Source organism: Brevibacillus sp. FW306-2-1A-C05A, assembly GCF_058781555.1.
This window is the reverse complement of the sequence record NZ_JBYSWV010000009.1, coordinates 1-12,327: the sequence shown is the minus strand read 5'-3', so window position 1 is coordinate 12,327 and position 12,327 is coordinate 1. Positions and strand designations below refer to the sequence as shown.

11 protein-coding genes are annotated in these 12,327 nt (G+C 53.2%); 9 read left to right on the top strand and 2 right to left on the bottom strand.

Translation table 11 applies throughout. The features are described from left to right. Positions 1–15 precede the first annotated feature (15 nt). The gene (locus AC3WJN_RS08485; RefSeq protein ID WP_005834922.1) at positions 16–468 is read right to left on the bottom strand and encodes a DUF2507 domain-containing protein; all 453 of its coding nucleotides are present in this window, start codon (positions 466–468) and stop codon (positions 16–18) included. Positions 469–793: 325 nt separating this feature from the next. Here AC3WJN_RS08485 and AC3WJN_RS08480 point away from each other — a divergent pair, with 325 nt between their 5' ends. Genes AC3WJN_RS08480 through sdhB form a run of 3 tightly spaced genes read left to right on the top strand, consistent with a single transcriptional unit; the run spans position 794 to position 3,949 of the window. Then, a complete protein-coding gene (locus tag AC3WJN_RS08480) occupies positions 794–1,405 on the top strand; it encodes a succinate dehydrogenase cytochrome b558 subunit (RefSeq protein ID WP_005834920.1) in 612 nt (203 codons plus the stop codon). Between the two features lie 18 nt (positions 1,406–1,423). Then, on the top strand, positions 1,424–3,181 hold the full coding sequence (gene sdhA / locus AC3WJN_RS08475; RefSeq protein ID WP_005834917.1) for a succinate dehydrogenase flavoprotein subunit: 1,758 nt from the start codon (positions 1,424–1,426) through the stop codon (positions 3,179–3,181). 18 nt (positions 3,182–3,199) lie between these two features. Beyond that, the gene (sdhB, locus tag AC3WJN_RS08470; RefSeq protein ID WP_005834915.1) at positions 3,200–3,949 is read left to right on the top strand and encodes a succinate dehydrogenase iron-sulfur subunit; all 750 of its coding nucleotides are present in this window, start codon (positions 3,200–3,202) and stop codon (positions 3,947–3,949) included. Between the two features lie 32 nt (positions 3,950–3,981). Here the strand turns inward: sdhB and AC3WJN_RS08465 are convergent, their stop codons facing one another. Further along, positions 3,982–4,443, bottom strand: a complete 462-nt coding sequence (locus tag AC3WJN_RS08465; protein WP_005834913.1) for a MarR family winged helix-turn-helix transcriptional regulator — start codon at positions 4,441–4,443, stop codon at positions 3,982–3,984. Between the two features lie 179 nt (positions 4,444–4,622). Between AC3WJN_RS08465 and AC3WJN_RS08460 the strand changes: the two genes are divergently transcribed. The 6 genes from AC3WJN_RS08460 to AC3WJN_RS08435 all read left to right on the top strand — a co-directional run bounded on the left by AC3WJN_RS08460 (position 4,623) and on the right by AC3WJN_RS08435 (position 12,202). Next, positions 4,623–8,387, top strand: a complete 3,765-nt coding sequence (locus AC3WJN_RS08460; protein WP_005834911.1) for a S8 family serine peptidase — start codon at positions 4,623–4,625, stop codon at positions 8,385–8,387. Between the two features lie 66 nt (positions 8,388–8,453). After that, positions 8,454–8,849 (top strand): hypothetical protein, encoded by a 396-nt coding sequence (locus AC3WJN_RS08455; RefSeq protein ID WP_005834909.1) that lies wholly within the window; start codon positions 8,454–8,456, stop codon positions 8,847–8,849. Positions 8,850–8,928: 79 nt separating this feature from the next. Further along, on the top strand, positions 8,929–9,387 hold the full coding sequence (locus AC3WJN_RS08450; RefSeq protein ID WP_005834907.1) for a chemotaxis protein CheX: 459 nt from the start codon (positions 8,929–8,931) through the stop codon (positions 9,385–9,387). A gap of 303 nt (positions 9,388–9,690) precedes the next feature. Further along, entirely contained in the window at positions 9,691–10,554 is an 864-nt protein-coding gene (locus AC3WJN_RS08445) for an ABC transporter permease subunit (protein ID WP_025844125.1), read from the top strand. Between the two features lie 34 nt (positions 10,555–10,588). Further along, positions 10,589–11,512 carry an ABC transporter permease gene (locus AC3WJN_RS08440; protein ID WP_005834904.1) on the top strand — a complete coding sequence of 308 codons (924 nt, stop codon included), beginning with the start codon at positions 10,589–10,591 and terminating at the stop codon, positions 11,510–11,512. A 468-nt stretch (positions 11,513–11,980) separates the two neighbouring features. Then, positions 11,981–12,202 carry a helix-turn-helix domain-containing protein gene (locus AC3WJN_RS08435; protein WP_003387736.1) on the top strand — a complete coding sequence of 74 codons (222 nt, stop codon included), beginning with the start codon at positions 11,981–11,983 and terminating at the stop codon, positions 12,200–12,202. The last annotated feature ends 125 nt before the right edge of the window (positions 12,203–12,327 follow it).

The following is a 12,327-nucleotide window of genomic DNA, read 5'->3' as shown; positions in this document are numbered from 1 at the left end:
AGGCGAACGGCTTGTTTATTTTTGCGTCCGCACCTTGATAAGAATGCGGGACGAGCTTTCGATCTCCAGTTGTGCGGACGTGTCCTTGCCCTTCCACTGCTCGATGCTGCCGGCGATGATTCCGGCTTCTAGTGACAAGGCGCGGCTGAGCCGCTCGGGCGTTTGGTAGTTGTAGATAGTGTGCGAGAGCTTGTAGACGATCGCGTCTGCCGTTTCTTCCACGAGATCGAGCTGTCCCAGCCCAAGGCGGATAAAAGGGAGAATCGGGCCCGTGGAAGACTGAACCGGAATTTTCCGGCCGATGTCTTTGCCCAGCCAGTACAATATCGGGCTTTCGCTGTCTCCCAATAAGGCGTTCGTCAATGTTTCGCGGAGCAGATGGTAGCCGAGATAAGGCATGTGCATGCGTTCGGCCACCGGAATCGTGTGGGGCGGCAACAGGGCTGCCAACTGATCGGTATCTTTCATCTCGCTTCCCTCCTGTCTGTACTAGATTATGAGAGGGAGGCTTGCTTCATGACCGATTAAGAGAAAAAATAGTGAAACTAAACAAAGTTATTCTATCAATGTATTTAGTCTACTGATTGTCTTGACGCTATGTGTCGACAAGAGTACAATTGGATTTGGTCAAAGTTTTGCCCAACTTTTTTTCGTATTTTGACACATTCCGACAAAGTTAGGCGGGGAGAGAGCTAACGGTTTTTTGGCATGTCTAATGGGTCAGGCAATGGGTTAGGATATGGGAGAAAGGTCCATAAAAGAGCGCTACATACACTGAAAGGGGGACCATTGTATGGCGAAAGGCCATAGCTTTCTCAGTCACAAGCTGCACTCACTTCTTGGTTTGTTTCCGATCGGGCTCTTCCTGCTGTTCCACTTGACAGCCAACTACCAGGCGACCCGTGGAGCAGAAGCTTTCAACCAGACGGTAGGTCTGATTGAAAACGTTCCACTTCTGCTTGTAGTTGAATTTGTCTTCATCTACATCCCGATCCTGTTTCACGCTGTTTACGGTCTCTACATCGCGTTCCAAGCGAAACAAAACGTAGGGAACTTCGGTTACTTCAGAAACCACATGTTTCTGTGGCAACGGGTAACAGGTATCATTACCCTCATTTTCATTGTTTGGCACGTATGGGAAACTCGCATTCAGAAGGCATTGGGTGCACATGTTGACTTCGACATGGTCGCAAACATTTTCAGCAGCCCAGCAATGATCGTATTCTACACAATCGGGATTATCAGCACGGTTTTCCACTTCTCCAACGGACTCTGGTCGTTCCTGGTTCACTGGGGAATTACGGTTGGACCACGTTCCCAACGAATTGCAACATACTTCACTATGGTCGTATTCGTAGTTGTAACCTTCATCGGATTGCGTGCGATGTCGGCTTTCATTCTGTAGGGATAGGGGGACTAAATCATGGCAAAAGGTAAACTTATCATTGTCGGTGGTGGATTGGCCGGCTTGATGGCTACTATCAAAGCTGCAGAAAAAGGCGTTCCCGTTCAGTTGTTCTCCCTGGTTCCGGTAAAACGTTCCCACTCTGTTTGTGCACAGGGCGGTATCAACGGTGCGGTAAATACCAAAGGGGAAGGCGACTCCACATGGGAGCACTTCGACGATACAGTTTACGGTGGAGACTTCTTGGCAAACCAACCACCAGTAAAAGCAATGTGCGATGCAGCACCTGGAATTATCTATATGCTTGACCGGATGGGCGTCATGTTCAACCGCACACCAGAAGGTCTGTTGGACTTCCGCCGTTTCGGGGGAACAAAACATCACCGTACTGCGTTTGCAGGTGCGACAACCGGACAACAACTGCTGTACGCGCTGGACGAGCAAGTACGCCGCTACGAAGCAGAAGGTCTGGTTACCAAGTACGAATATTGGGATTTCCTCGGAGCCGTTTTGGACGAGACAGGAACCTGTCGCGGGATTACCGCGCAAAACATGCGTTCCGGTGAAATTCAATCCTTCCGTGCAGATGCCGTTATTTTGGCAACAGGCGGCCCTGGTATCATCTTCGGTAAATCGACCAACTCGATCATCAACACAGGTACAGCAGCGTCTGCCGCTTACCAGCAAGGCGTAATCTACGCCAACGGTGAGATGATCCAGATTCACCCGACTGCGATTCCGGGCGACGACAAGCTGCGTCTGATGTCTGAATCCGCGCGCGGTGAGGGCGGTCGCGTATGGACGTACAAAGACGGTAAGCCTTGGTACTTCCTGGAGGAAAAATATCCTGCCTACGGAAACCTGGTACCGCGTGATATTGCGACTCGCGAAATCTTCTCTGTCTGCGTAGACATGAAACTGGGCGTCAACGGCGAAAACATGGTGTACCTCGATCTGTCCCACAAAGATCCGAAAGAGCTGGATGTAAAACTGGGCGGTATTATCGAGATTTACGAAAAATTCGTAGGGGATGACCCGCGCAAAGTGCCGATGAAGATTTTCCCTGCCGTTCACTACTCCATGGGCGGAATGTGGGTAGACTACAACCAAATGACCAACATCCCTGGTCTGTTTGCAGCGGGTGAGTGCGATTACTCCCAGCACGGCGCGAACCGTTTGGGTGCAAACTCCCTGTTGTCCGCGATCTACGGCGGTATGGTTGCCGGTCCAAAAGCGATCGAGTACATCAAAGGCTTGAATCAATCTTCGGATGATCTGTCTTCTACTCTCTTTGACAGCTACACGAGCAAAGAACAGGCGAAATACGACAGCATTTTGAAAATGGACGGAACGGAAAATGCTTACCTGATCCACAAGGAGCTGGGTGAGTGGATGACAGACAACGTAACGGTAGTTCGTTACAACGACCGTCTGCAAAAAACAGATGAAAAGATTCAAGAGTTGATGGAGCGCTACAAAAAAATCAACATCAACGATACAAGCAAATGGAGCAACGCAGGTGCTTCCTTCACTCGTCACTTGTGGAACATGCTCGTCCTCTCCCGTGCGATCACAATCGGTGCGCTCATGCGTAACGAGAGCCGCGGCGCTCACTACAAACCGGAATTCCCTGAGCGTGATGACGAGAACTTCATGAAGACAACTATGGCGAAGTTCAATCCGGAAACAACCGCGCCAGAAATCTACTACGAAGACATCGATGTTTCGTTGATCCCGCCACGGAAACGTGACTATACGTCTGACAAGAAGCATTAAGAGAGGAGGAAACGGATCATGGCAGAAAAATTGATTCACCTGATTATTACTCGCCAAGACAGCCCTGACAGCACTCCATACAAGGAAGAGTTCAAAATCCCGTACCGTCCTGGTATGAACGTCATTGGTGCGCTGATGGAGATTCAACGCAATCCGCTCAACGCGCAAGGCCAAAAAACTTCTCCGGTCAACTGGGAATCGAACTGCTTGGAAGAAGTATGCGGCGCGTGCTCGATGGTCATCAACGGAAGACCGCGCCAGGCTTGCTCGGCGCTGATCGATAAACTGGAACAGCCAATTCGTCTGGAGCCAATGAGCACGTTCCCTGTACAACGCGACTTGTCGATTGACCGTAGCCGCATGTTCGATGCGTTGAAACGTGTAAAAGCATGGATTCCAATCGATGGTACGCATGATCTGGGACCAGGTCCGCGCATGCCGGAAGTAGAGCGTCAATGGGCGTACGAGCTGTCCAAGTGCATGACGTGCGGGGTATGCTTGGAGGCTTGCCCGAACGTGAACGCGAAGTCCGAGTTCATTGGACCGTTTGCGATTTCCCAGGTTCGCCTGTTCAACCAGCATCCAACTGGTATGATGAACAAGCATGAGCGTCTGGAAGCTCTGATGGAAGACGGCGGTATCGGCGATTGCGGTAACTCGCAAAACTGCGTGCAAGCTTGTCCAAAAGGCATCCCGCTCACGACCTCGATTGCTCACATGAACAAAGAAACGACCAAACATGCGGTGAAGAAATTCTTCTTCTCCTAATCGTTTGGCAAAAGAAAAAGGCGTGCGCCGGTTTAACCGGAATGCACGCCTTTTTTTCTTGCGTCAGCGACAGCGGCGACTGCCAGTTTTTCGAACATGCGAACGAACTGCTCCCACTCTTCTTCGGTGAGGTGGGAAAACAGTTGCCGGAGCGTTTCCAGCCGCGTCTGCTTCGCCTGGGCCAAAATGTGTTTTCCGGCTTCCAGCAGACTGATATGGACGACGCGCCGATCTTCCTCATCGCGCTCCCGGCTGACGTAGCCGTGCTTGTCCAGCCGGTCGATCATCGCGGTAATCGCGCTGGGCTTGACCATCATCGAATCGGCCAGTTCGCCGACGGTACATCTTTGGCGTTGCTCCAATTGATGAAGGATGTAAAATTGCGGACCTGTCAATCCGGGAACAGGCTCGGCCATATGCGTCCCCAACGTGCGCATGATGGTGCGAAAAGCTTCTTGCAGGCGGTCAATGGACTCGGGGGAAGGGGAGGACATGCTGGTTTCAGCTCCTTGCAGCTTAATAACAATACATTTCGGACAGGAAATATTTAACGGTATTAAATATAGGCTGATTCACCTGTTTTGTCAACCTTAGGGCAAAAGACGAGAATACCCGAGCGGCTCCCAGTGAAAACTGATACATAATGGGTGTACTTCCAACAAGGGGGCAAACGATGAAAAAACAGGTGATGAGCTTAGGGTTAGTGTTGGTTTTGCTTCCCGTAACGACAGTGGGCCATACACGCGCGGATGTCTTTGCATACGGCGACGCCATCAGCTTGCGCAGTGTGGTCATGCACGATTTGGCGGAAATGAAGGAGCAATCACATACAAGCCACGCGCCGGGCGAGGCCGGAAATCATGTCCGCGCCGAGCGGGCCAACGAGTGGCAGCGTTCCGAGCATGTCGTCCTGGGCGAACAGGCTGTCAGCGCACAAGCCTCTACGCTGGAGATGATCGAAGCGAACCGCGCCTGGCGGGAGGCAGGGGTTAAAGGAGAAGGAATGCTCATCTCGGTCATTGATACAGGCGTAAACCCGCGGCATCCTGATTTGCCACCGCCGCACGACAAGCGGCTGGCTGTGCAGAAGTCAGGCTCGCCGCAAAAAGTAATTCCGGGCTTCAACTGGGCAGACCGCAATCAGACGACCGAGGACGTAGCCGAATCGCAGCACGGCATCCATGTCGCCGGGATCATTGCCGCCAACGGCAAAGTCAAAGGAGTCGCGCCGGAATCGCAAATCATGAGCCAAAAAGTATTTTCCAACTACCAGGGGGAAGTGCCAGGCTTGAGCGAGTCGATCTTGTTTGCGATTAACGATTCGATCGCCAAAAAAGCCGATGTCATCAACCTCAGCCTCGGCTCCTCCGCCGGTTATGTGGACGAGTCGAACGTCGAGCAAATGGCCGTGAAAAAGGCGGTGGACAACGGCGTCATCGTCGTGGCGGCAGCGGGGAACGACTCGTACTTCGGCAGCGATAAGGTGCGGGCGCAAAATCCGGACGTGGCCATGATCGGCTCCCCCGGCCTCAGCCCTGATGCGTTTTCCGTCGCATCCGTCAACGCGACGACGCTTGCGGGCAACAGCTTCAGCGTCCAGGGAGTGCCAGGGCTGGAACGCGTCGTCTACTTGCCTGGGCACGTGGAGAGCGGGTCGGCGCTCAATCCGATAGCTTCTCTGGTGAAGCCGTATCCGCTCGTTTACATGGGAAAAGGGAAAAAAGAAGACTACAACGTATCGGTCAAGGAAAAAATCGTGCTCTTGGAGCGGGGGGATACTTCTTTTGATGAAAAGCTCCGCCTTGCCAAAGAAGCGGGTGCCGTCGGCGCGATTATTTACAACAACGAACCCGGGCCGCTCATCATCAGCGCGGAGCATTTGAAGCAAATTCCGGCGGTGGCGGTGCTGAAGCAGATGGGCGAGCAGTTGGCGCAGGCGGTGAAAAAAGGGAAAAAAGTGACGGTCGCCTTCAATGGCGAGTACGCGCAAAACCCGATGCCTTATCCGGACGGCGGAACGATTTCCGGCTTTTCCTCCTGGGGACCGACTCCTGACCTGCAGTTCAAGCCGGAAATTTCGGCGCCGGGCGGAGGGATTTTGTCGCTCGTCCGCGATTCGGAGTACGCAGTCAAAAGCGGAACGTCCATGGCGACGCCACACGTAGCAGGCGGGATGGCGCTGCTCAAGCAAGCCTACCAAAAGCAGGGGCGCAACTTGCAAGGCCGGGCCTTGGTCGAAACGTTGAAGGCAGCGGCGATGAACACAGCCGAGCCGATTTTGGACCCGCGGGTGAGCGTGGCTGCTTCCGACAAGGCCAAAGTGAAAAAATATCCGTACAGCCCGCGCGTTCAAGGAGCAGGCTTGATGCAAATCGCCAAAGCGATCCAGACGCCTGCCGTGGTGGTCGATGCCAAAGGCAAGGCTGGCGTCTCGCTGGGAGAGATCGGGAACACGACAACGTTTTCCTTGTTTGTCGATAACAAGTTCGGGAAAAAGCCGATAACGTACCAGCTCCACGACGAGTTCGGCGTCATGACCGACTTGCGCAAGGACGGCTTGAACATGCTGACGGCAACCGCGCTGGAAGGGGCGCAACTCCGCTTTTCCGCTCCGAAGGTAACCGTGGAGCCTGGCAAGCGCGCCGAGGTCAAGGTGACGCTCGCCATCCCGCAGGGAGCAGCCCGCAACCAGTTTGCCGAAGGCTTTATCTCCTTTGCGCCGGATGACAAGTCGCTGCCTGCCTTGCGCGTCCCTTACTTCGGCTTTTTCGGCGACTGGGACGAGCCGCGCATTATGGACCAGCCTGTATGGGAGGCTGGCAGTCAGGAAAAGCGGACGGGCGTCAAGACGAGCTGGTACCACGACAAGCGCAACGACAAATGGCGCTACCGCGATTATTTGGGCGTGACCGGGGTCAAAGAGGACGGAACCGTACAGATTGATCCAGGCCAGATTGCGTTTTCTCCCAACGGAGACGGCCATTACGACATCGCGGCTCCTTCGATTACGTTTTTGCGCAACGCCCGGCAAGTGGTCGTGGAAGTAACGGATCAGTCCGGAAAGCCGATACGCGCGCTGGTGCGGGATGAAAAAGTCAGCAAGTACGACCAGTCCAAGCTGGGAACGCCTTATTACTACACCGAGCGCGAGGCGTGGAGCTGGGATGGCAAAATTTTTTCGCCGCAAAAAGGCAGCTATGTGCAAGCGCCGGATGGAGCGTACCAGTTTTTAATCAAGGCGAAAATCGACGGCCGCGATGCCAATTGGCAAACGATGACGCTGCCGATCCGGGTCGACACGAAGCCGCCAGTCCTCAACGCTTCTCTGTCCGGAAACAAGGTGCAGTGGAGCAGCCGCGACAAAGACGTGCAAGGCTATCTGCTCTACGTCAACGGGAAAAAAGTAGGCGGCCCGTATTCGCCGAAAATCACCAGCACGATCATCAATCAGCCGGAGAAAAAAATAAGCGTAGTCGCCTTCGATTACGCCGGAAACATCAGCGTGGCAAACATTAACGGGAAAAGCGACACCGTCCCGCCGTTCGTGGAATTTCCCGACGATCTGTTCAGCTATCTGAAAATATCCAAACAGCCGGATGTCGCCTTGCGCGGGAAGGTCACAGGCGAGGAGCTGCTGGATCGGGTCCGGCTCTCGATCAACAAAACGCCTGTCAAGCTGGAGGCAGACGGTTCGTTCGAGACGATTCTCCGGCTGCAGGAAGGGCTGAACTACGTCGTGTACAGTACTGCCGACATGTACGGCAACACGCGGCAGTTTACGCAACGGGTCATCGTCGACACAAGCCCGCCGATGCTCCAGCTCCAAAACGACGGGACCGAAGACATTCAGTTTGATCCAGCGACGAAAACGATGCTGCTGCCGATCCGCTTTCTGTACCGCGACCAGACGTACAAAGGGCAGGCCAGCGTCAACGGCCAGATCGTCGCCAACTTCGAGGAAGACCAGTTGGAAATTCCTGTGCATAAAAATTTGACGCACATTTTGCCGATGAAACAAGGAGAAAACCGCGTCTTGATCGAAGGAAAAGATGGAGCAGGCAACCAGAGCACGCTGCTATTGTACGCGTACGTAGATGCGAGCGCAGGCACGGTCGTGCTCAGCCAGGGGGAACAGCGGTTGAACTACCGGGCGAGGACGATCGCGGCTCCCACGATCAAGCTGATGAACAATCAGGTGGAAGGCCAGGAAGGCGAGCTCCTGCCGATTGAGGGCAAGGTGACGGGAGCCGGGCCGGTCAGCTTGCGAATTACGTACGGCGATCATCATGTGCCTGTCGACGTCAACGACCGGGGAGGGTTTCGCCTGGTGCTGGACCGGATTGAGGAAGGCAAGCAAAAACTGACGGTTGTCGCGACTGATTCGCTGGGGCGGGAAGCTCGTGCCGAGATGAATGTGATCGGGAAAAAGAAGCAATAGGGATGGCCCGGCAACAGCGGATAATCGCTAGAGCCGGGCCTGCTCCTTTGGGGGGAAGCAAATTCGATGTTTTACCACGGGATAAAGTGGGAATATGTTACGAGAGAGTTTCCGCTGCTGTCGCCGAGAAGAATTGCCGGGAAACACGGCAAGGAGCAGTGCATGGATCGGCTGCACCTGCTTCAGCAGTTTGGCCTGGAGCCTGTCCATCTGCTCGAATCCGATGAGAGCTATCCGGACGAGCGGTGCATCAGGGAATGCTTGGCGTTTGGCGATACGGTGTTTGCGTTTGAGCAGCTCAGTTTGCCGATGTGGCAGCTAAGCAGGCATGAGGTCGGGGTAGAAGTGCTCGATTTGCGCACGTGCTCGGCCATTTATACCAAAAGGAATGATACCAAAGTAGAGGATTGGTTTCCGAAAATTCGCAGAACAAGTGACCTTTTGCCTATAAAGTTTTTGTGATAGTCTTGCATCTGCCAAATATCGACATTATGATAGTCCTATAGCAGAGATAATTGCCCGGGAAAGGAAGAGATCGCAAATGATAGTCCAATACCTAGATCCGTTTCTTGAATCAGCCTCCTCCGTGATTCAACAAGTGTGCAATGTAGACATTTCGCGTGGGGAATTAGCTGAAAAAGAATGGAGCAATTCGGAAGGTCACACCTGGATTCGTATCGGGATGACAGGTCAATTGCAAGGAGACGTGTTTTTTGGTCTGCAAGAGGAGTTGGCTTTGCGCATCGTCTCTGCCATGATGGGCGGTTTTCCTGTACAGGAGATGGATGAGCTCGGGAAAAGTGCGATTTCCGAGTTGGGGAACATGATCTCTGGCAACGCCAGTACGCTTTTGTCCAATCGCGGTGTGATCGTCGACATTACGCCGCCGCTGTTTGTGCAGCACCACGATTTGAAGGACGTGACAGGGACAGCCTTGACTGCTCCGCTCGACCTGCACGACATGGGACGGATGGAAATTCAAATTATCGTCATTCGGTAAGAGACGGCTGCGGCCGTCTTTTTTTTGTGCAGGTAAGAATGGGAAAGAGCGGTTTTCGCCAGAAGAAGGGCACCGTAGCGAGAGTTCGAAGCAGGGGGAGAAAGCAAGTTTTGTATCCGCTGGCTGCGAAGAGTCTGGCAATGGCTTCGCGCCATCGGGTTTTCTAATGCGCACAGCTTTGAATCTATTTGCACCTGCGGGTTGTATTGTCTGAAATATAAAAAAACATAAAATATTTTTTGATTGTATAGATGATTTTTTTTAGATGGTGTATTGTTGGAATTAGTAAGGGGGTAGGAGTGCTTGGCATATGTGAAACAACTGCTTGGGATGTTCTTCCTAGTGATCGTCGTCTGCGGCGGGCCGTTTATGCTATACACGGTCAAGGACGAAATCGTCTTCGCGCCGGAAGAGATCGTCGTTCACACCGTATTCTTGATCCAGCAGATCGCGAGTGGTTCTCTCGGCACGTACTATTTGGGCGAAAATGAGAGAAGCATTGCAGAAGATATCGTACCGTTTGCCATGAACACGTTCAAGCTGCTGTTTGCCAGCGTCAGCATCGCGGTCGTAGCCAGTCTCGTATTCGGCTTGTTTTTGCAGCGCTTCCGTGCGGTTCGTCAACTGCAAAAGGTTTTGAACCTCGTTGCCACGATTCCTGATTTTATTCTGATTTTTATGTCGATTCTGGCAGCCGTTGCCTTTTACAAGCTGACGAATATTCGCATCATCACGCTGTCGCCTACCAGCGACTCCGCCAACGACTGGTTCCCGATGACGCTTCTGGCGATCGGACCGACGATTTTCCTGATGAAAGTAGTCAGCCTCAAGTACGCGCAGATCGGCGGCGAGGACTACATCAAGACAGCGCTTGCAAAAGGAATGGGCATCTGGCACGTGCTCACCCATCACGTGTACAAAAACATCAAGCCGTTTCTCGTGGCGGATTTGAAAAAGACGATCGCGATTACGGTAGCAAACTTGTTCATCGTGGAGTACCTGCTCAACGTCGTCGGCCTGACCCGCTTTATTTTCAGCAAAGATGGCGGCTACCAGTTCAACGCGGCGGTGATGGGGCTGCTCGGGATCATTTTGCTCTCGATTTTGGTCTACGTGCTCATCCGCGCGGTTCTGTATTTGTTTGAACGGGTGGTCGTTTACAAATAACGCGATTTTTATTCGGAACGAGTGAGGTTTTTCTATGCAAAAACGATTCAACTGGTCATTGTGGATCGGCGGCATCCTGGTGGCGCTGCTTGTGCTCATCGGCGTGATCGGGCCGTATATCGCCCCGTATGAGCTGGACTTTCAGGAAAAGCTGCGCAACGAGGTCGTCAACGGCAAAACGATCATTGTCGCACCGCCGCTGCCTCCATCCGCGGAGCATTGGCTGGGAACGGATAAATGGGGCTACGACCTGCTGACCTTGCTGCTTCACGGCGCGCCTTACACCGTGTTCGTCACGCTGGCAGTGGCCGCCGTGCGATTGTTGATCGGGATTTTTCTCGGCCTGTACATTGGCGTGCAGGACAAGCCCCAGCGCTGGTGGCTGGCGATTGAAAATGCCTGGAGCTACATGCCGATCTTCATCCCTGTCTATTTCTTGCTGAAAGGGATCAGCATCAACCCGCTGATGCCGACATCCACGCTTGTGTTGTTTTTCATCGTGGTCGTCGGCGTGCTGGGAGCGCCCTCTGTCGCTTCCTCGATCCGGCAAAAGACGGAGCAGATCAAGGAGTCGCAGTACGTCCTGGCTGCCGTCTCGCTCGGGGCGGGCCGCGAGCAGATCATTTTCCGGCATATCTTGCCGCATCTGAAGGAGCAGATCATCATTATATTGGTCACGGAAATGGTCGCGATCATGACCTTGATGGGGCTTCTCGGGATGTTCGACCTTTTCGTGGGCGGGACAAAAATGACGATGGACCCGGTTCTTTTCCACTCGATCACGCACGAGTGGGCAGGGCTGCTCGGTTCGTACCGGGGCTTCGTGTACAGCAATTACACCTGGATTTTCCTCACGCCGCTGGTTGCCTTCGTGATCGCGGTCGGCTCGTTTACGCTGCTGGCAAAGGGACTGCGTGAGAAGTTTGAGCAGACGTATCATCGGACGCCGTTTATTTAAAGGATGGAAGCTTAGCGCATGCAGCCCCGCTCTTGAATGGATCGGGGCTTTTTGCTTGCGGCGTTTGCTCCAAGGGAAGGGAACCAAGCATGCAAAGAAGCTGGAAAAAGGAACCGGAAAGAAGGGAGCAGCAAGCGCGCTACTTGAATAGACTGAAGTGTCGGGGGCGGTGTTGGCCTTTGGGTTCCGACGCCAGCCTCCCCAAGCGGGCATTACGAAGCCTGTTTGGCCAAAGAGACGCCAGGCAGCCCGTCGACTCAACAAAATTTTTTCGCCACGGCGGCAAAGCCAAAAATGTTTCTTGTGTGGTGTTTCGGAACCCATTGCCCATTTTCTGAATAGGATGTAAGGCAAAAGCCTAAAATCCTTGAAATTCCGGCACCATCACCCACCCCCCATCATAGGATAAGGTGACTCTGTAATCCCTCAACCTTGTTCCTGTAGAGCCCACAAGGAGGGGTGGCACGATTGAAGGGTAGCGACCAAACCAAGCCGTTGTTAACGAATCGCGAAAGAGAAGTGTTTGAACTCTTGGTCCAAGATAAGACAACCAAAGAGATTGCCGGACAACTCTTCATCAGCGAAAAGACTGTGCGCAATCACATCAGTAATGTCATGCAAAAATTAGGTGTCAAAGGTCGATCTCAGGCAGTAGTCGAACTCGTTCGACTTGGTGAACTAGAGATTTGAACCCAGTCCACCCAGCCTCCCTTTTCTTCCCATGGTCGGAAGGGAGGGTTTTTTTATTTTGGGGGAGCGGGGGAGATAGGCAATACATAATATTGATTCATCACCATAACCCGTGCTAGACATTG